At 43.5% G+C, this 18,632-nt stretch carries 20 protein-coding genes and 1 pseudogene; 5 read left to right on the top strand and 16 right to left on the bottom strand.

The features are described 5' to 3' along the window. Positions 1–6: 6 nt before the first annotated feature. The 4 genes and pseudogenes from NSQ29_RS04360 to NSQ29_RS04345 all read right to left on the bottom strand — a co-directional run. Entirely contained in the window at positions 7–1,935 is a 1,929-nt protein-coding gene (locus NSQ29_RS04360; protein ID WP_339266385.1) for a PTS fructose transporter subunit IIABC, read from the bottom strand. 38 nt (positions 1,936–1,973) lie between these two features. Then, positions 1,974–2,885, bottom strand: coding sequence for a 1-phosphofructokinase (gene pfkB, locus NSQ29_RS04355; protein WP_339797714.1), 912 nt, complete (start codon positions 2,883–2,885; stop codon positions 1,974–1,976). A 146-nt stretch (positions 2,886–3,031) separates the two neighbouring features. Beyond that, positions 3,032–3,649 carry a DeoR/GlpR family DNA-binding transcription regulator gene (locus NSQ29_RS04350; protein WP_340974950.1) on the bottom strand — a complete coding sequence of 206 codons (618 nt, stop codon included), beginning with the start codon at positions 3,647–3,649 and terminating at the stop codon, positions 3,032–3,034. Then, positions 3,623–3,805 (bottom strand): annotated as a pseudogene (locus tag NSQ29_RS04345) (DeoR family transcriptional regulator); the annotation flags it as partial. The gene NSQ29_RS04350 and the pseudogene NSQ29_RS04345, both read right to left, overlap by 27 nt. Positions 3,806–4,114: 309 nt before the next feature. On the opposite strand from NSQ29_RS04345, the gene NSQ29_RS04340 reads away from it, so the two are divergent. Together NSQ29_RS04340 and NSQ29_RS04335 are read left to right on the top strand one after the other, a co-directional pair. After that, positions 4,115–4,405 (top strand): hypothetical protein, encoded by a 291-nt coding sequence (locus NSQ29_RS04340; RefSeq protein WP_076300787.1) that lies wholly within the window; start codon positions 4,115–4,117, stop codon positions 4,403–4,405. Between the two features lie 199 nt (positions 4,406–4,604). Then, positions 4,605–5,714 (top strand): AI-2E family transporter, encoded by a 1,110-nt coding sequence (locus tag NSQ29_RS04335; RefSeq protein ID WP_076284674.1) that lies wholly within the window; start codon positions 4,605–4,607, stop codon positions 5,712–5,714. A 93-nt stretch (positions 5,715–5,807) separates the two neighbouring features. Here NSQ29_RS04335 and NSQ29_RS04330 read toward each other — a convergent pair whose 3' ends face one another. From NSQ29_RS04330 to rnhA, 3 genes are read right to left on the bottom strand one after another with little or no spacing between them, the layout of a single operon-like run. Beyond that, positions 5,808–6,212 carry a hypothetical protein gene (locus NSQ29_RS04330; protein WP_042190609.1) on the bottom strand — a complete coding sequence of 135 codons (405 nt, stop codon included), beginning with the start codon at positions 6,210–6,212 and terminating at the stop codon, positions 5,808–5,810. A gap of 31 nt (positions 6,213–6,243) precedes the next feature. Next, complete coding sequence (gene ung / locus NSQ29_RS04325; RefSeq protein ID WP_076284675.1) at positions 6,244–6,912, bottom strand: uracil-DNA glycosylase; 669 nt, start codon at positions 6,910–6,912, stop codon at positions 6,244–6,246. 44 nt (positions 6,913–6,956) lie between these two features. Beyond that, positions 6,957–7,619 (bottom strand): ribonuclease H, encoded by a 663-nt coding sequence (rnhA, locus tag NSQ29_RS04320; protein WP_076284676.1) that lies wholly within the window; start codon positions 7,617–7,619, stop codon positions 6,957–6,959. 310 nt (positions 7,620–7,929) lie between these two features. On the opposite strand from rnhA, the gene NSQ29_RS04315 reads away from it, so the two are divergent. Then, the gene (locus NSQ29_RS04315) at positions 7,930–8,502 is read left to right on the top strand and encodes a hypothetical protein (protein ID WP_042190616.1); all 573 of its coding nucleotides are present in this window, start codon (positions 7,930–7,932) and stop codon (positions 8,500–8,502) included. Positions 8,503–8,559: 57 nt separating this feature from the next. On the opposite strand, the gene NSQ29_RS04310 is transcribed toward NSQ29_RS04315, so the two are convergent. The 5 genes from NSQ29_RS04310 to NSQ29_RS04290 form a co-directional block, all read right to left on the bottom strand. Further along, a complete protein-coding gene (locus NSQ29_RS04310; protein ID WP_339797721.1) occupies positions 8,560–9,132 on the bottom strand; it encodes a type 1 glutamine amidotransferase family protein in 573 nt (190 codons plus the stop codon). Beyond that, entirely contained in the window at positions 9,133–10,245 is a 1,113-nt protein-coding gene (locus tag NSQ29_RS04305; RefSeq protein ID WP_341124446.1) for a hypothetical protein, read from the bottom strand. It abuts the gene before it with no gap. Positions 10,246–10,345: 100 nt separating this feature from the next. Beyond that, positions 10,346–10,993, bottom strand: a complete 648-nt coding sequence (locus NSQ29_RS04300) for a hypothetical protein (protein WP_341124445.1) — start codon at positions 10,991–10,993, stop codon at positions 10,346–10,348. Positions 10,994–11,009: 16 nt separating this feature from the next. Beyond that, positions 11,010–11,540 carry a hypothetical protein gene (locus NSQ29_RS04295; protein WP_339266401.1) on the bottom strand — a complete coding sequence of 177 codons (531 nt, stop codon included), beginning with the start codon at positions 11,538–11,540 and terminating at the stop codon, positions 11,010–11,012. Positions 11,541–11,547: 7 nt separating this feature from the next. Then, positions 11,548–11,709 (bottom strand): hypothetical protein, encoded by a 162-nt coding sequence (locus tag NSQ29_RS04290; protein ID WP_341124444.1) that lies wholly within the window; start codon positions 11,707–11,709, stop codon positions 11,548–11,550. Positions 11,710–11,806: 97 nt separating this feature from the next. Between NSQ29_RS04290 and NSQ29_RS04285 the strand changes: the two genes are divergently transcribed. After that, the gene (locus tag NSQ29_RS04285; protein WP_042190628.1) at positions 11,807–12,025 is read left to right on the top strand and encodes a hypothetical protein; all 219 of its coding nucleotides are present in this window, start codon (positions 11,807–11,809) and stop codon (positions 12,023–12,025) included. Positions 12,026–12,113: 88 nt separating this feature from the next. On the opposite strand, the gene NSQ29_RS04280 is transcribed toward NSQ29_RS04285, so the two are convergent. Together NSQ29_RS04280 and NSQ29_RS04275 are read right to left on the bottom strand one after the other, a co-directional pair. Continuing rightward, positions 12,114–13,127: a Gfo/Idh/MocA family protein gene (locus NSQ29_RS04280; RefSeq protein ID WP_341124443.1), complete on the bottom strand. Its 1,014-nt coding sequence runs from the start codon at positions 13,125–13,127 to the stop codon at positions 12,114–12,116. Positions 13,128–13,251: 124 nt separating this feature from the next. After that, positions 13,252–14,106, bottom strand: coding sequence for a sugar phosphate isomerase/epimerase family protein (locus tag NSQ29_RS04275; RefSeq protein WP_341124442.1), 855 nt, complete (start codon positions 14,104–14,106; stop codon positions 13,252–13,254). 173 nt (positions 14,107–14,279) lie between these two features. Here NSQ29_RS04275 and NSQ29_RS04270 point away from each other — a divergent pair, with 173 nt between their 5' ends. Beyond that, positions 14,280–15,185, top strand: coding sequence for an AraC family transcriptional regulator (locus NSQ29_RS04270; RefSeq protein WP_339242967.1), 906 nt, complete (start codon positions 14,280–14,282; stop codon positions 15,183–15,185). Between the two features lie 432 nt (positions 15,186–15,617). Here the strand turns inward: NSQ29_RS04270 and gnpA are convergent, their stop codons facing one another. Both gnpA and NSQ29_RS04260 read right to left on the bottom strand, forming a co-directional pair. Then, complete coding sequence (gnpA, locus tag NSQ29_RS04265; protein ID WP_341124441.1) at positions 15,618–17,771, bottom strand: 1,3-beta-galactosyl-N-acetylhexosamine phosphorylase; 2,154 nt, start codon at positions 17,769–17,771, stop codon at positions 15,618–15,620. 26 nt (positions 17,772–17,797) lie between these two features. Further along, on the bottom strand, positions 17,798–18,622 hold the full coding sequence (locus NSQ29_RS04260) for a carbohydrate ABC transporter permease (RefSeq protein ID WP_149647056.1): 825 nt from the start codon (positions 18,620–18,622) through the stop codon (positions 17,798–17,800). Between the last annotated feature and the right edge of the window lie 10 nt (positions 18,623–18,632).

Raw genomic sequence — 18,632 nt, 5'->3', positions numbered from 1 at the left:
ATTTTATTACTTTGCCTCAAGAGGTTTCTTCCATAATCCGAGCATTAATCCGGAAATAACAGATCCGATCAGAACGGCCAATAGGAACAACAACGCATGACTCGAAAGCGCGGCTACAAAGATCCCACCATGCGGTGCTGGAACGTTGATATTCCAAAACTGAGTGAGGCCACCTGCTACGGCTGAACCTAGGATACAAGAAGTCAGGACACGCAGTGGATCGGCAGCGGCGAATGGAATCGCCCCTTCTGTAATGAACGATAAGCCCAATACATAGTTTGTTAACCCTGACTTACGTTCTGATTCTGTAAATTTGTTCTTAAAGAAAGTAGTAGCAAGCGCTATTGCAAGTGGAGGAACCATACCGCCTGCCATTACAGCCGCCATCATGAATCCGTTAGTATTTCCACTGGTAGTGAATACCCCAATGGCAAAAGTGTAGGCCGCTTTATTGAAAGGACCTCCCATATCAATAGCCATCATTCCACCGAGAACGAGACCCAGAATTACTGCATTAACGGTTCCAAGATCGTTAAGCCAATTAATGAGTCCTACGTTCATCCAGCTAAAGATTGGATCGAACAGGTAATACATCAATCCACCGGTTATCAATAGACCAAATACCGGATATAACAGAATCGGCTTTAATCCGTCGAGCGTTTTTGGCAGACCTGCAAACACTTTGCGCAGACCGATAACAACATAACCAGCTAAGAAACCTGCAGCCAGACCGCCGAGGAATCCAGCGTTGGAATTCAGGGCCATATAACCGCCAACCATACCTGGCATCAGGGCTGGACGGTCACCAATACTAATCGCAATAAATCCAGCAAGAACCGGAATTAGGAAATGGAAGGCACCATCACCGCCACCAATCGTCTGCAGCAGCTGAAATAGAGGGTGATTCTCTCCACCGACTTGTTCAATCAGGAAGGAGATCGCCAGCAGAATACCACCGCCGACTACAAACGGCAGCATGTGAGAGATACCGTTCATCAAGTCCTTGTATATTTTACTGCCGATACTGCCGGATTTCTCTTTCGACTCTCCTTCATTACCACTACGACCTTCATTATGGTAAATCGGTGCATCGCCGTTCATTGCTTTGCGAATGAGCTCTTCCGATTTGCGAATACCGTCACTAACCGGTCTTTGCAGTACTGGCTTACCATCAAAACGGGCCATTTCCACTTGTTTATCGGCTGCCACAATTACACCACTTGCACGCCGAATCTCGTCGGGTGTTAAGACATTTTTGGCACCTTCTGAACCATTTGTCTCTACACGGATATTAACTCCCATTTCCAGAGCCTTCTTCTTGAGCGCATCTTCAGCCATAAAGGTATGCGCAATTCCAGTAGGACAAGCAGTAACAGCTACGACGAATGCTTGGGAATCCGGGTTGCCGACGATTAGCTTTTCAGGTTCTGACTTCTTGACAGCTTCAGCAGCTTCGCTCTCTTTCTCCTTGGCTTCTCCTTCCGCCTGCTTCGCATCGAACAAGGCGGATACCTCATCTGGAGTTCGGGTATTCATCAGCTGTTCAATGAATTCACTATCGATCAACAGTCTGGACAGCGAGGCCAAAGTACGAAGATGCATGTTGCCCGCTCCTTCTGGGGCGGCAATCATAAAGAAGATCCGAGCCGGCTCATCATCAAGCGATTCGAATTCGACGCCCGTCGCACTCTTAGCAAACACAACTGTCGCTTCATTCACCGCTTTAGTCTTGGCATGTGGCATTGCGATACCGCCACCAATCCCAGTACTTGACTGCTCTTCACGCTTCAGGATCATCTCTTTAAATAGAACAGGATCATTGATACGACCACTTGCGGCAAGACTGGCAATCAATTCATCAATTGCACCTTCTTTAGTGGTTGCTTTTAAATTCATAATCATTGTATCTTTTATCATCAAATCCGTAATTCTCATATCTTCCAACTCCCTTGAGTACTTTGAATGCTGTTAGCTTACACTTCTGAGATGTTGATCAGCGGTCTCAGCTGCTCAATGAATGCTCTATCTGCCAGGTCATCAGAGAAAGCTGTTGCGCTACCTGAGGCAACACCTGCACGGAAAGCTTCCATTAAATCTCCAGTCAAAGAAAATGTGCCAACGAATCCAGCGATCATAGAATCGCCTGCGCCTACAGAATTCTTTACTGCTCCTTTTGGAGCATTGGCGTGGTATACCCCCTGTTCCGTAATGAACAAGGCACCTTCACCAGCCATTGAAACTAACACATGCTTCGCGCCAGCTTCGAGCAGCTTGCGACCATAAGTTATAATTTCTTCCTTAGTCTGTATCGTAACGCCGAATAGCTCTGCAAGCTCATGATGATTAGGCTTAACGAGCAACGGCTGATAAGGGAGTGCCTTTTTCAGCGCTGAACCTGTAGTATCAATGACAAACTCGGCCCCTCTTTGCTTGCATACAGATATCAACTTGTCATAGAAATCAGCACCCAGTGAAGGAGGAACACTTCCGGACAATATCACAACATCACCTGCATTCAGAACAGCCATCTTCTGTAATAATGCCTCTGCCTCCGTATCTCGGATGACGGGCCCTGCACCATTAATCTCCGTTTCCTCTCCATGCTTAAGCTTGATATTTATTCGGGTATCATCAGAAACAAATACGAAATCACTTGAAATCGACTCTTTCCGCAACCATTCCTCAATATATCGTCCAGTGAATCCACCAAGAAAGCCTATAGCTTTATTCTGAACCTCAAGCTGATTTAACACGCGTGATACGTTGATCCCTTTACCTCCAGGAAGCTTCAAATCACGTTTCATCCGGTTCAAGCCACCTAGTCTCAAATCTTCAACTTCCACGATGTAATCGATGGAAGGATTAAGCGTTACTGTATAGATCATAATTATCCCTCAATTATTTTGGTTTTCTAAGCCATAGATTACCGGCTAAACATGCGGCAAATGTAATTTCTCCAAACGATCTTACAATGATTCCATACCACTCAAATTAAGACATTTTCTAACCGTAGAACATCCTCCACCTAAGGTCATACCAGCGAGAAATCTACGCCCATTTGCGTAATCTCACGGATGAACTTATCAGACGCACCAGAATCAATAATGCAGTGATCCATTTCCGTCACGTCGGCAACCTTACAGAAGGATACTTGACCGAGCTTGCTATGATCAGCCAGAAGAATTACTTGCTTCGCAACCGAGATCATCTTACGTTTGGTCGCTGCTTCAAGCATATTAGGTGTAGTGATTCCTTCTCGTAAGTCTAATCCGTTGGTTGCAAGAAAGGTTTTATCAACTCTTACCATCTCTAAAGAGCGCTCTGTCATCGGTCCTACAAAAGCCAATGTATCCGGCCGCAACATTCCGCCTGTAATCGAGACTTCTATATTGCGACAATCCCGCAGTTCATTAAGCGCCATAATCGAATTCGTAATGACTTTGATATTAGAAAAAGCCCTCAGCTCTTTGGCAATCTGTAGCGTTGTAGTTCCAGCATCCAGCAGAATAGCATCGCCTTCCTGAATCATCTCTACAGCCTTGCGTGCTATCCTCTGCTTCTCATCCAACAATCGATCTTCCTTATCTGGATAAGTCGCCTCAAAGTTAACGCTCTGCAGGGAAACTGCCCCGCCGTGCGTTCGTTTCAACAACTTGGCTTCTTCAAGCTCTTTCAGGTCACGGCGCACAGTAGACTCAGACACGCCCAGTTCCTGACTTAGCTCCTGTACCGAAGCTCTTGAATTCTTTTCCACAAAAAGCACGATTCTTTGTTTTCTCTCTTCCTCAAACAACATCGTGGTTCGCTCCTTTAAGTTACAGTGCTATCCCATTTATTAAATGCGCTTATCTTTGGAAATCCATGACCATTATTTGATTATATCTGACTGTTATTGATCATTTGTGCTCGTTTATGATTTTAACAGCGTTTTCATCATCTGTAAAGCGCTTTAACATTAAAAATCATACTCCGGCAAAATGTAATAAATGGAATGATTTCACGCTTCGCTTAAGCTGAAACAGGCCCATAAGAAAATTACATACCAATTGCCTATCTCCTCACTGGTGTTTAAAACATATTAATACTACATATAGGAAAAAGCGGGTGATCAGAAATGGCCAACGGAAGAAACAACAAAAAAATGGGCGGTAACAGCAACGCTAAGAGTAACGGAAATAGTAATGGAAAAAACAACGGGAACGGTAATAGTGAGGAAACAGCAGAATTAAGTGCTGAAGATTATGAAATCATTGCTGCCGCACTGGCCACTTTAGGGGATTTTTTTGCTTTTTTATCTCTCGTCAAGGCAAGACAAGTTACGAAGGAAACCGGAGGCGAGATTGAAGTACCAGAAATATTCACCCTTTCCACGAAGAAGAAACCTTATAGACGGAAGTTAAGATGATCCACAAAGCCCCCCGAGTGATTTATATGATGATGTACAGTTATGTGTTGTGAACAACTTACTTGGCGTAGCCTCAGTCATTGGGTCATCCTCCACGGATATGCCAAGAACTACCTATAGGAGAGTAATCCATTCTTTTGAATCAAGTCATGTGAATTAGGGTTATTAAACTACATAGATTATATTTTGAACTTGGGGGATGTTCCTATTGCAACAACAGAAGTATTTTCGGACAAGTCTTGCTATTATCGCTTTTTTACTTATTTTGTACTTGGGCTCCAAAGTAATGTTTCTATTCGCACCACTGGCTGCCATTATCAGATTATTACTCGTTCCCATGGTACTATCAGGTTTCATGTACTACTTATTACGACCGTTAGTAAGAGTTCTTGAGAAAAGAAAATTAAACCGGGCATTCTCCATCCTGCTCATTTATTTCTTGTTTGCCGGATTGTTTATTCTCTTCTGGGTTCTAGTCTGGCCGACACTGCAAGAACAAATTCAGAACTTTATTGATAACACGCCTTACCTTGTTCAGGGATTACAGGATCAGTTCAATGCTTTAAGGGATAATCCGACACTCTCACGCTTTTTCCAAGGGGACTCCGACGTAGCTGCCCGTATATCAGAATATCTTAGCGAGGCTATTACTTGGGTGACCAATTCGATGTCCAATTTGATCGGCGTAGTTTCCAGCATTGTTATTCTAATCGCTACCTTGCCCATCATTTTGTATTACATGCTAAAAGATGATTATAAGCTGTCACCAAAACTACAGGGCTTAATCCCTAGAAAGTACCGTAAAGAAAGCAAAGAAATGTTCGGGGATATCGACAGCGCACTGAGCAGTTTCATCGTCACACGTGTGGTGCTAAACGTCGTACTCGGTATTATGTTGTATATCGGTTTCCTTATCATCGGATTGCCTTATTCACTGCTGCTCGCAGTAATTTCAGTACCGCTCAATTTCATTCCTTATGTGGGTTCTTTCCTTGCGGGAGTACCCGTAGTTATTGTTGGATTCATTGAATCACCCACGATGGCAATATGGTCGCTGGTCGTCATATTCATTGCACAGCAAATCCAAGATAATGTACTCTCACCGATCATTTACGGCAAATCATTAGATGTGCATCCACTGACCACGGTCCTTCTTGTTCTTATAGGTGGGGATTTCTACGGTATTATTGGTGTGCTTATTGCGCTGCCCGTCTATATGATTGCCAAAATTATTTTTTTACGAGTGTATGAGATTATTGTTGCAGACCGAGAGGAAGAGGCTGAGCCTCTCAAGCATGAGAATCTATAGCACTTACGAACTGAATGAGGTTCCATAAATAAAAAAAGGTACGTCTCCAATTGGAGATGTACCTTTTTGTGCTTCTTTATAGGATTACTGAAATTAACCTCGCAAAGAACGAACTACAAAGATGTGATTGCCTTTCATAAGGTTCTGTCCATCCTGAAGTGTAACTGAACCTTTGGTATGCGAAATGATGGTCGTATTCAGAGCAATCAGCCGATCTTCTTTCCAAACACTTACAGCCGATTTAAAATATACTGCATTATCAAATTGCTGCCTTTCCCTCATCACATAACCCACAGAATGCAAGACTGGAGGCAGTGCTCTTTCTCTAGGAGCCAAAGCTTTGATGACCACAATATCCCGAAATGGCACGGCAATTTCCTGATGACCGATGACCGCAACAGAAGCGGAAAGATCCCATTTGCGAAGAATGCCTTTCATGATCGTGTAAGGTTCGTCCCCGCAGTACATGATAACCGGTTTACCAACCCAATGCTTCATTGCTCCCTCCCCCTTCCCAACATCCCATTAGTTATATGTCCGAAATGAACCAATCGATTCCTTTCATTCCCTTCGACTCCAAAAACTGATTGACCTTCGAAAAAGGACGGCTACCAAAGAATCCACGATACGACGAGAGCGGACTCGGATGTGGAGACTGAATAACCTCATGACGACTTTGGTCTATGAAGGCACCTTTTTTCTGTGAATGACTTCCCCATAAAATAAACACCATCGGCGTAGTTCTTTCATTTAACTTCTTCATTATGGTGTCTGTGAATGTCTCCCAGCCTAGACCTTTATGAGAATTCGGCTCTCCCTCACGTACCGTTAGTACCGAGTTGAGCATAAGCACTCCCTGTTCTGCCCATCGCAGTAAGGATCCGTGATTTGGAATTGGTACACCGATATCCTCCGATAACTCCGTATAAATATTACGCAGTGAAGGCGGTATACGCACCCCCGGATTTACCGAGAAGCTTAAACCGTGTGCTTGTCCCGCTCCATGGTATGGGTCCTGTCCCAAAATAACAACCCTTGTCTCACTATAAGGTGTATGCTTTAACGCCGTGAACAGTAATTCTTTTGGCGGATAGACTGTATGTTCCTTATATTCACTTTCCAGATTAGCCATTAGCTCCAGAAAATAGGGCTTTTGCATTTCATCCTGTAATATCTCATCCCAATCGTTGCCGAACATCCCCAATTCTCCTCCTCTAGCCGAAACCCAGAACCTTACTGTAACTATTTCCGACCATAATCTGCTTTAATTTCGCCCCACTCTTTAGTCTGCCACTTAAGCACTTTATTGTCATATGTATTGGTTTGCAACCAACGTTCTGCCCGATCAATAAGTACCCATATTTCCTCGGTTGAAGCATCGCGTGGCAAGGTTGTCGCTACTTTCTTCTGCTTTACCCACTTCATTGCATTCACAGAGTCGCTGTAGACTGTCTTATTACTTCCCTCTTTCTTCAGGAGCGCCAAAGCATGCACAATCGCTAAAAACTCACCTAGATTATTAGTGCCCTTCTTGATCGGCCCACAAGAGAAGATAATATCTCCGGTTTGCGTATCCACACCCTTATATTCGACTGGACCCGGATTGCCACGAGTTCCTACATCCACAGAAATACTGTTGTAATCGATCTCCGCTGAGGTTTCCACTGTAGCACTTCGTTTAAAAGAACTTGTCCCCTTAGACTTAGCCGCACCGGATGCTGATGACCCTGTTCCCCAATTACCTTTCCAGCCCGCTGTGTATGCCGCATCTGCCGCCGCTTTAGATTCATACGATTTATATTTGGCTCCGGTATAGTGATCGGTCTGCGCCTGGCATTCCGCCCAAGTGCTATAGACTCCCGGCTGCTTGCCTTCCCATACTACATAATATTTCTGTTTAGCCATTGGTACAGCTCCTTTTTTCACCTTAACTTATTGTAATCCAAAATGCTTCTTCATCAAAAGAAGAATGTTATTTTTCGTGAATTCCTTCGAATAATTCATATTTTCCAGGTCATACTATACGCCAGAGATGTCCAGGCCTATATTACCATTTGTAGAATGATCGGTAAATATTATTGTGTACTCAAGCAGAAAAGTCTTCATCGTCTCTCAAGGACGGTAAGCGTTTGTGCTTACACCACATTAATACTAACTAATCAGTCTATATTAAGCTCGTAGGATATCAGTACAATTACTCAGGGAGGTTATACAGATGAGAAAGATAGCAAGCGTAGCCGCAGTATTTGCAATTGTGCTGTTGGTCGGATGCGGAAACTCAACCAATAACAATGCCAACGTTACCCCTACCGCCACAACTACACCTGGTAACACCAATAACGCTGGCAACACTAATAACACCACTGATGCTGTAACCTCTGCGTCGGTAGTGGATAATGAAGAGGCCTTTAAAAAGGCAATCAGTGCGGACGGTACTTGGATTGCTGCTACGCTGAAAGACTTAACCTTCACCGAGGATCTCGTGCTGGACGGACAATTCACGAATAAAGATGAACCTGCTCGAAAAATCGCTCTCTACACACAAGATGCAGAGCACAATATTACTAACTCCTATAAACTAACTGCACCAAAACTTACGATCAAAAGTAAAAACGCCCGTATTCAAGGCGGTACATTTATTGGTGATGTATACGTCGAAGCAGATGGCTTCAGTTTAGTAAATGCAACGGTTGAAGGGAATGTTTACTTCGCAGATGCTAAGTATCAATCCACCTTCGATACCTCGGATCAAGGAAAAGTAACGGGTGTTACAGAAGTGAAAAAATAAGTAAAAAGGTGCTCTCAAGTCGATAAGACCTGAGAACACCTTTTTTTCATGACTTCATTATTCTTGATAAAACCCATTTTTGAAAAAGGTATACCATCCATCGATTTGTTCTAATGGCATAACCTTTAACTTCTTCAAGACTTCCCTTGTAAATTCCAAAGAAGCCGTACCATTAGCAGTAATGATATTGTCACTCGAAACGGTCTGTTTTTCTAAAAAATTTGCGTGTCCTTTATAATTAGGAGCGAACTCTTTTAAGTAATCTAATGAATTTCCAGTGTGAGGAATCTCATCTAAATAGCCATGTTCTGCCAAAAAGGTGGATGCGTCACATATAGCCGCTATAGGAGTTCTATTCTGAATACAACTTTCAATCACTGGAGTAATCGCTGAATTATCTTTCCAGCCTGTACCCCCAATTAAAATTAACATTTCAAACTGGGCGGGTAAACTATCTATAGTATAGTCTGGAATAACAGTAAATCCGCCCATAGATTGTACATTGTCGCTATTTAAAGAAACTGTCTTAACTTTGTATTCACTTTCTGGCTTGTTTAGTTCGGCACTTATATAGCCAGCTTCCCAATCTGCATATCCATTAGAAATAAAAATCAATACTTCTTTTTTCATTTACTGATCCCCCTCAAGTTTCAACAACGTATCTGCAACTTCCCGCCCGTTAACCAACAGGACAATCCGATGTTCCCCGGGATAATGACGACGAGTGGTTAAATCCGCCCAGCGATGCGTCCGTTTGCCTGACAGAAATGTACCCCCAGGTACTGTTTTATCCGATAGTAAGAAAGATTTACGAGAGGTTCGACCTGTAGCCTTCACGAAATAGATGCCATATTCTATTCGAACACGGGCAGGAGTTCCTTCACAAACTTGAAGTTCGTATTGTAATTCAGAGTTTTCTCCAATTCGCAATTGGGTAGGATCAATCGTTATAGAAGCACTCGTTATGAGTGGTGTTGCTTCGTCTGCTTGCTCCGCATATCCGAATAAAGCCATAATCTCCGGATTAGCTTTACGGATTAAAGAACGACAACCATGCCGCACAATCCAGTCTGTGAGGGGATCTATACCTATCCAGCGGCGAGCTGTCTCAAGTACCACCTCCGGGTGATCCTTCGCAATATCGTTCAGATTGTTAGCCACGCTTTTGCGCACATATAAGGAGGAATCCTTCTTCAGTTGCTCAAGTACAGGTAACACAGGGGCTGGATCTACCTTAAACATTGGGAGCGCCTGTCCCCATGGTAGACGAGGGCGACAACCCTCACTTGCTAATCGTCGCACATGCTCATCGGGGTGCTTCGACCATACTAGCATTTGCGCCATCATCCGCTCCGGTTCACGCAAGAGAAACGGTCTAACCGCAAACTCTGCTGATGATTTCGGTGTGAACCTTTCCAGCGCCTGCATAGACAACTCCCAATGCTCAGCCCCTTGACCAAATACCTCTACAAAATCTGGAAAGATCAAGTATGGAAATCCCACACAATCCTCAGTAATAGCGAACAGAATCGCCAGCGCTTCCTCATAAGGAAGCTGTAAATGACTTCCCAGTGTCTCCGTAATCCGCCGCATCCTTGCCTTCAGTTCGAGCGTATCCCAAGGTTCCGCCATAGCCGAAATTACAAATGCATCAGTATCAAAAACACTATGTACACTGCGAATCTTTTCGCCAAAACCAAGCAGGAATTGTTCATTGTACATCGCTTTTAAAGGTTCAGCCATCGTGTATCCCTCATTTTCTTCTATAAATCATCAGAAGTTAATCTGTTATGAAATCGTAGCACACCCAATTTGACAACAGTGTGTCAACTTCGGCTATTCCCTAATCTAGAACATTAACCTGCCTAGTATCGAGATTAATCATTCGACTTCTCGTATCATTACGCGAAATATAAATAGGTTGTCCGGTAGAGTCGATCCAATATGAGATGGGAATCGAAATTCCACAATTTCGGTAAGATCCGTCAGCATGGCTTGTCCCAATAATCATCGTGTTATATTTCACAGCAATCCTAGTGGCTTCCTCGATCCATAATTCAAATTGTTCTTCGCTGAACATGCCTACCCCAATCGGATGTGCGATGAAATCTAACGACTTAGCCTGTCCTTCCAAACCCACGTATCCTTGCAGAAGCTCAACACACAGCAAATAACCAATACTGAGACCATCCGCTTCCGCAACTGACGGGCGATACAGCTGTTCATCCATCGGCGATTTGGCTCGTTCCAAAATGATGTCCCCAGATGGATGAATCATTAGCGCTCTATCCTTGTTATTGCTGTTCCTATATCCTGTAATGATCAGCTTTTTATATGTTTTGGCAACTTCACATAAGGTCTTTACACTGGCTTCATCTGCTACATAACCTTCTGGATACAACACCGCGTCAAAAGAATCCTGTCTGCTCATTTCTTTGAGCAAATGCTGCAAATGTGGTTCGTGATTAGGTTGCGCTACGAGTAATCTCATATTTCCCCTCCAACGGTTAATTAATTAGCACCTTCACCTGTCCTAAGCTTTGCTCTGCACGACTGTTCAAAGCTCTCTTATCTTTAAGGCCAAGCTCCTTAAGCTCATGTCCAGGGTCAATGACCAGCGGCTGTGAGATTACATTTTCGAGAATTTGCACAGCAACTTTACAGGCCTCAAATAATAGTTCTTTTGGGATCACTTGTTTATGAGAACCAATAATCCCTACCAGTTTCTCTGCGTAGATCAATCTAACCAGACTATCCGCACTCATCATATTCCGCGAGGCAAAAGAAGATACCTTCTCCACAATCCAGCTGTCTTGATAGTTTCTCGATAAAGCGTCTAGGGCAGTAATTGCATCCCAATCTCGGATCGACAACTGCTCGGCGTACGCCAAGGCCATTTCATTGAGCCATTCTATCTCTTGTTCTCTAGGAATTTCAAAACTCTTATACTCCTTAAGCAAACCTGCCTTATGCATATCTAAAAAATGACCCAGAAATCGTGTGTATAACTCCTTGGCTCTTTGTAGCTGTTCTGTCATTTGACGATCATCCTTTCACTACACAAATCATATCCGTCCGCAGGTTTCTTTTCAAACCAGAAAGTAAAAAAAAGACAGACAGCGAAACAACTTCGCTACCTGCCCTCGGATGATCTTCGGATTTTAATACAATTACAACCAAATTTCGCATATTTTTGACCGAAATCAAGTAATTCCTCCTCAAATTCATCCGCAAATCGTGTTAAAATAGTTCCTTAGGATTATTTATATTCATACATGTTGAAGATATCACCGGAGGGAATACCATGCCACATACACTTAATAAAAATATTGATTTTTTCATAGCCGCTTTATCCCAAACTTATATCACTGCCCTACAGCTTGACCCTGATGGAATGTATTCTGAGGTTGCCTCAGGAATCGTTGAAGAGTTCTCCGATGTACAGGTACGCCTTAGAAGATATGACGGCTCCGTATCACACTATGCTAGGGACAACACAAAATTCCAGCGCAATAAAGGTTAGATGAGAATGCATACCAAAAAGACGTGACTGGAGAAATCATCTATAATGATCTTTCCTCTCGTCACGCCTTTGCATCCTCTATATCTTGCTAGTTAAGTACAATCCATTCCCCTTCGGCATTTGCTGACTGTACTTCCGCCTCTATGATTTCCAAAGATTCTGCTGCACTCTCAGGCGTACAAATGATAATAGGCTTATCTTGAATAATCGCATCCAAGAAATAGACCAGCTCTCTGTAGTAGCCCGCATCCGGGGAAAGCTCTACCGTAAAGCCTGCTCCATCATTGGGATTCACCTTGACTCCACTACCATCAAATACAACATTTCCTCGCTCGAAGTTAACCCTGTACCCCATGTAGAATCCAAAGTCGCCCTCCAGCGTCCAGTCCACCTGAGCATTGATCACCTTTGCATCCTTATAAAAATAGTGTGTAGAAGCAATATCATACCCACTTCCCGGTAGAACATTCCGGCCCAAAGTCGATACTTTATCCGGTCTGCCAAACAGATAGTTAATCATATCCGTATCGTGAATATGCATATCCACAATGCATCCACCGCTTAGCTTCTCATCCAGAAACCAATCTTTAGGAGCCCCTGAACCACGGTAGAAATATCCTTCTGTCACTTTACCAAATTGCTCAGTTTCCACAACTTCTTTCAAATATTCATACCCTGGCCAAAAACGCAGGCACTGTCCGATCATCAATTTCTTTCCACTGTGCTCCGCTGCTTCTACCATTTTCTGTGCTTCTACTGAAGTTCTAGCCATCGGCTTCTCACAAAAGACATGATATCCTCGTTCCAGCAAAGAACAAGCCATTTCAGCATGCAGGTAAGTAGGAACTGCGATATCGATCATATCCAGTTCCTCATTCGCTATCATTTTCTCCAGATCATCATAGAGACTGTAAGCTGTTAAATCATACACTTCTCGAGCGGTACTCATATTGCCGTCCGCTTTACCGTCTTTCAATTCCTCAATTCGCAAGTCACAGATGGCTTTAAGGGCAATGGAATGCCCCTCTTCCGTTAAGCGAACATAATTATCAAAATGCATCCGGCCCATAAATCCAAAGCCAATCAAACCTATTTTCAACATAGTGAAGCCTCCCCAGCTAAATGATTAATAATTAAACAAGCTCTATCCAAGCACCTTCCAGCCCAGCGGATTGTATCTCAGCCTCAATGATTGCTATAGGCTGAGCATCGCCTTCCCCCATACTTTAAGCTTTGAAAGTGGTACGTCCGAGAATGGCATCCATAGCTGCAGAAGTATTAAAAATAATTTGCTCCGTATAATGTGTGTATGACGGTATCATTTCACCGGTAACATAATTGTTGTATCCAATGTCTTCAAGCGCTTTCATGACTGCTGGATAATCCACATCCCCAGCGAGCAGATCAACAAATCCGTGAAGCCCACCAGCCGTCCGACGGTAATCCTTGAAATGCACCTTTTTAATTCTATGGCCTAGAATCCGTATCCACTGCTCTGGATAACCGGAATGCACGATATTTCCAACATCAAGATAGGAACCTACATAACTGGAACCGACCGTATCAATAAAAGTACGTAATTCAAGCGGAGACAGCAAGAATTTATTCCACACATTTTCAAGACCAATAGAAACGCCTGCTTGCTCAGCATCCTTGGCTAAATGACTAATCGCTTCCAGCGCTCTATCATAAGCTTTTTCATAATCAACAACCTCACAGCCCTCGATGAAATCCACACCAACAGCGCCAGGGATGACAAGAATTGTATCTACACCTAGCGCAGCCGCCAGCTCCAGTTGCTTTTTGCATACGTCGATTGCCTTGGTTCGATTCGCTTCAGATTCACTAGTCATCGCATAAGACCAATATAGACCTGTTGCCAGCCCCGTGATCTCCAGACCCGTTTCATTAATAGAATCACGAAGGATACGCGCTTCTTTCTCAGTGGTTTGCAGGCCAAGTTCACCTGACTCATTTAATGACAGCTCGATCCCCTCAAATCCAGCCGCTTTGGCTAGACGTACGCATTCTTTAATTTCAGTTCCTTCGCGAAACGACCAGATGTTTATTCCCTTTTTCATTTGAATCCTCCTCCTATTTGTTCTTTTCCGTTTTCCACTCCCTAGGCTTAGATGCACTTTGTATCCTTTAATTATTTATATTATACTAGATTTAAAATTCGATTTATTTAGGCGAAAAAGAGACTTTTTGCATTATTCCGGTCTATTCTATTAAAGATTCAGGAGGCAGTGACATGTCTGACAAAGATCCCTCTTACCCACTGAGAAAGCAGGTACCCTCTCGTGATTGGGCACCCGGAATTCACTATGCACAATTGCAGACACTTCCACCTTGCACCTTCCAAAGAAGAAGGCTATATGACTTCGAGCTACTATATGTTCGCCAGGGCAAATTATTAACAAAGATGGATACGGAAGAATATATACTGAACGCTGGGCAGCTAATTTTCCTCTCATCTGGGGTATATCATCAGAATATTATCCTGTCAGATTCAGATACTAAGCTTATTGGAATCCATTTTGATTTCTTTGGGGAATCAATTATTACACATGATGAAGATATGGTAGTTAATGAGGATGAAGTCATACACGATAAATTCGCCTTTGAAGCCGTAACTGTCCCCTTCATGCCATTGTCACAAGAACCGATCTACTCCCCGCCACCCGAATGTGTTCATGCCATGGAACAGCTCGTTCATGAATTCACTATGCGGCCTGCCGGCTATGAGTGGGTCTGTCGAGGGCTACTACTTGGTATTCTGACTTCGCTGCTTCGAACGCAAAGCTCCCGAGATGCAGCTAAGTCATCAGTTCACACCGAGCGGATCAGGGCATTAATAGACGAGATAGAAGAGCGGTTAGCAGAACGCTGGACCAATAAATCCATGGCCACATCCATGAATATGCATGAGGACCACTTTGCCAAGCTCTTTCGTGAGGTCGCAGGTATGCCCCCCGGAGAATACCTCCGCTCGATCCGGCATAGGGAAGCGCGTAAGCTGCTGCGAGAAACGGATTGGCCAATTGAGAGGGTGGGCGATCAGGTTGGCTATCCCGATATCCATTATTTCAGCAGGGTGTTCACGGCGAATGAGGGGATTTCTCCGCGGGCGTATCGCAAGTTGTCCCGGATTCTCTAGATACGGAAACCCCAGAACATCTCAATCCAAGTAAGAAGAACTCGCCAAAAACATTGCGGTTGATGGATTCATGCTTATGATTAAAAAGCAAAAGCCCCCTTCCCTGAAAAATCGAAGAAGGGGGCGGCTCTAAAACTAATTAGGGAAAAACTCCCTGAAAATAATCAAAATTCGCTCTAAACGAACGAAATCAGGGAATTCCTCCCTAATAATAAGGGGGATTCCTTTAATTGCTATCGAATCAGCAAAAATTAGGGAGGTTTTCCCTGATTATTAATCTAATGACCAAAAATCCCGGAATTTCAGGGAGAAATTCCCCAATTACTCTATCGAAGCGGTACAATTCAGGAAAGTTTGAGACAACAGCGGCCGCAAGTCCAAATATTCTCCGTAGTTACGACTGACTCCTTAAATGTATGTCTTAAAGTGAAGTTACATATTCATATCCAGCCACACACTTTCCATTCCGTTCAATTCCAGCTCTATTCTCAAATCGTTCTCCATCAGGATTGTCGTCTTTTGGGTCTCCGCTGTGTTATTTACAGCACAATAGCGGCCAGTCTCAGGGTAAGCATGACACTCTACATTCGGATTCAATGAGAACCAAGAATACAATTGTTCCTCTTGATGTGCAGCCCAAAAGATCGCCCGGCTCAGTAATCTAGTATTCTGGATACTATACGGCAGCCCTGCAATATAAACGCCTCGACCCTGCCCAAATGAATTCACGGCAAGATTGCAGCTATTGTCGTGTATATCCAAGACTTGTGCTCCAATCTCCGCTTGATAAATCATGGTCATCCCTTCACCATAATCAATGTCGCCTTCCAGATCTTCCGTAATGAAATGCTCCTTTACTGGCGTTACCTTAGGCTTATTAACGCTTGCTGTAAAACCCATCTCCTTTTGAACACCTAAAATATCTGCTAGTTGAAAGAGAACCCCTTGATGCTCATATGCCGTTGGATCACCAATTCCAATAAAACCGCCGCCTTGATGCACCCATTCACGAATGCTAGACACCACTTTTGGATCGCTCCAATGATCTCCGCCACTCCAAGAAGTATGGACATCACCCGCGTTAATGATCACACCGATACTAGGATCAATTCCGTGTTGTCTAATATCATCAAAGCTTATAAATTCAATGTCGAAAGGCAAGCCTGCGAGTGACTCCAGTGCCCCTATGTAGGAATAACATCTTTGATTCCATAAAGAGTGAGCCACTTGGTGCGTCTGCCAGCTGCGAATGTAGCCCCAAGTATTAAGAATCGCCACTTTAAACGATGCCTTATACGGCTGAGTCCCTTCAGCATTTGCATGAATTCCTTTAAACTGAGTCGCAATCTCCGTCACATGATCAATAAAATTAGGGAATTGGTACGCCAGACTTAGATATCCGCCATACCCCATTCTTCCAACCGATTTACGCATAAGTGCCCGGCGACATTTTATCCAGATCGGCATGGACTCTCCAACAGGATCTCCACCTTCAAAGAATATATCTGGGAAGAAGTAAGGGTAGAACCGGGCTTCGGTATCCTTAATAGGAATATCCGCGATCATACGGGTCGTAACCCCATCTCCGGCAGCCCCGACCACTGCATCTAGCCCAATCTCGGAAAAATATTTACCATAAGGCTCTGTCCCTGCCCAGTGATCCCCAAAGAACATAATGGCTTTCTTACCGAAATCATGCACCATATCAACACATTGTTTGGCATAACCTGCAATGAATTTCTGATTAAATTCCATCCAGTCCAAATACCTTGGCGTCGGATTCATAAACGGTGTATTATATCGTCCTTGATCCACAAAATCTTCCGCAGTCAGACGATATCCATAAGCTTGTTCAAACTGATCTAATGCTAATGGACTTACGCAGCTTAGATAGCCAAACCAATTAACTTGCTTCTCCTTACCTTCCTTATTAAAAATCAGGTCGAAATTATAAAAAAAGGTAGTAAAACGAACGATATCAGTCTTCGGATGCTTTGCTAGCCAATCTTTCAGCACCTTCAATACATGCTCTTGAGCCTCGGGATAACGAACATCCAGTGGTAAGCGATGCTCTTCCGTCCAGTTATTCGTGATGTGATTGTACATAGAGACCGGTTCCCAAATCTGATAGGCCAAGAAACTGACGGTATATTTGTGAAACTGTTCCGCCTGCTCAAGCGTGACGATCCCCTCTGCATAACTCCAATGTGCCGAAGGTACTATTTCTCCTGTGGTCCGGTTTACAACCTGCCAATACTTTTTAATATCCACATCTGTATTAGGAACAAATTGATCTGCAAAAAAATCTGCCATAATATCAATGGTCTTCACCTTCGATGTCGCAATCAATGGTGCAGACATCAGATAAATCTGCTGTCTATACTGTGGATGCTGCTTTGCCCACTCGTTGTCCTCACGTACCAGACAAAGCGTTGAATAGATTTGCAGACCCATATCAAGAATGTCCTGCGATAGACTCGTGCCATCACTGTCACGTACAGCATCTACGCCCCATCTCTCTACAAGATCGGCTATGACCTCTTCCATTCCTGTTTCACCAGGTAGTGTAAATCTTCCTTTGTCCACACAAATTCCCTCCATGACTTTGTAGTTCAGCCCTTAATTCCACCAGCGCTTATTCCTTGGAGCAATTGTTTTTGTCCTACCACATATAGGAGAATCGTTGGAATGAGTACCAAGATCAATGCGGCAAATAGTGCGCTCCAATCTGTAGCATACCTTTGAACCTCAAACAGATTGGCTAAACCCACCGGTAATGTTTTTTTGCTATCCGTTTGAATTAGAACTAATGCCAGTGGATACTCATTCCAAAAGCCCATCGCTGCCAGCATACAGACCGTTACAATTCCCGGCTTAGCTAGTGGCGCAATGATTCTGACGAGTACCCCTGTATTCCCGCAACCGTCAATCTTGGCGGCCTCTTCATAATCTCTAGGGACAGATCGCAGAAATCCGCTTAACACAAAGATCGCAAAAGGAAACTGAAGGACAGCATAGATCAAACCGAGCATCCCGCGATTGTCCAGCATCCCGAAAGAATTCACCTGAATAAATAAAGGAACCATGATATAAGAAGCTTGGAGAAAGATACAGGCCATATAAATATTAAGAATCATTTTGGAACCCCAAAACTTAAATCTCGTTAATACATAAGCTATAGGGACCACAAAAATAACTAGAATCGCAGTGGAAAGTACCACAAGAAAGATAGAATTCAAGAAATAACTTCCCATCTTGGATTTCTGAAAAGCACGTACATAGTTATCCAAGTGTAAGGCTTGTGGAAAGGAGAAAGGATCGGTTAGAAATTCCGTATTGCTCTTAAATGAGGCTAAAAGATTCCATACAAACGGATATAACAAAACAATAGTAGCTACAATCAGAAACAGCCGAGTGATCCAATTGATAATGTTCATTTTTATAAGA

This window comes from Paenibacillus sp. FSL F4-0236, from assembly GCF_038000135.1.
Taxonomy (GTDB): domain Bacteria; phylum Bacillota; class Bacilli; order Paenibacillales; family Paenibacillaceae; genus Paenibacillus_AQ.
This window is presented reverse-complemented; position numbering and strand designations above follow the sequence as displayed.

Excerpts from the sequence above, each read along its gene's own strand:
- NSQ29_RS04360 (WP_339266385.1), bottom strand. The coding sequence starts at position 1,935 with ATGAGAATTACGGATTTGATGATAAAAGATACAATGATTATGAATTTA.
- pfkB (WP_339797714.1), bottom strand. The coding sequence starts at position 2,885 with ATGATCTATACAGTAACGCTTAATCCTTCCATCGATTACATCGTGGAA.
- NSQ29_RS04340 (WP_076300787.1), top strand. The coding sequence starts at position 4,115 with ATGGCCAACGGAAGAAACAACAAAAAAATGGGCGGTAACAGCAACGCT.
- NSQ29_RS04335 (WP_076284674.1), top strand. The coding sequence starts at position 4,605 with ATGTTCCTATTGCAACAACAGAAGTATTTTCGGACAAGTCTTGCTATT.
- NSQ29_RS04330 (WP_042190609.1), bottom strand. The coding sequence starts at position 6,212 with ATGAAGCATTGGGTTGGTAAACCGGTTATCATGTACTGCGGGGACGAA.
- ung (WP_076284675.1), bottom strand. The coding sequence starts at position 6,912 with ATGTTCGGCAACGATTGGGATGAGATATTACAGGATGAAATGCAAAAG.
- rnhA (WP_076284676.1), bottom strand. The coding sequence starts at position 7,619 with ATGGCTAAACAGAAATATTATGTAGTATGGGAAGGCAAGCAGCCGGGA.
- NSQ29_RS04315 (WP_042190616.1), top strand. The coding sequence starts at position 7,930 with ATGAGAAAGATAGCAAGCGTAGCCGCAGTATTTGCAATTGTGCTGTTG.
- NSQ29_RS04310 (WP_339797721.1), bottom strand. The coding sequence starts at position 9,132 with ATGAAAAAAGAAGTATTGATTTTTATTTCTAATGGATATGCAGATTGG.
- NSQ29_RS04305 (WP_341124446.1), bottom strand. The coding sequence starts at position 10,245 with ATGGCTGAACCTTTAAAAGCGATGTACAATGAACAATTCCTGCTTGGT.
- NSQ29_RS04300 (WP_341124445.1), bottom strand. The coding sequence starts at position 10,993 with ATGAGATTACTCGTAGCGCAACCTAATCACGAACCACATTTGCAGCAT.
- NSQ29_RS04295 (WP_339266401.1), bottom strand. The coding sequence starts at position 11,540 with ATGACAGAACAGCTACAAAGAGCCAAGGAGTTATACACACGATTTCTG.
- NSQ29_RS04285 (WP_042190628.1), top strand. The coding sequence starts at position 11,807 with ATGCCACATACACTTAATAAAAATATTGATTTTTTCATAGCCGCTTTA.
- NSQ29_RS04280 (WP_341124443.1), bottom strand. The coding sequence starts at position 13,127 with ATGTTGAAAATAGGTTTGATTGGCTTTGGATTTATGGGCCGGATGCAT.
- NSQ29_RS04275 (WP_341124442.1), bottom strand. The coding sequence starts at position 14,106 with ATGAAAAAGGGAATAAACATCTGGTCGTTTCGCGAAGGAACTGAAATT.
- NSQ29_RS04270 (WP_339242967.1), top strand. The coding sequence starts at position 14,280 with ATGTCTGACAAAGATCCCTCTTACCCACTGAGAAAGCAGGTACCCTCT.
- NSQ29_RS04260 (WP_149647056.1), bottom strand. The coding sequence starts at position 18,622 with ATGAACATTATCAATTGGATCACTCGGCTGTTTCTGATTGTAGCTACT.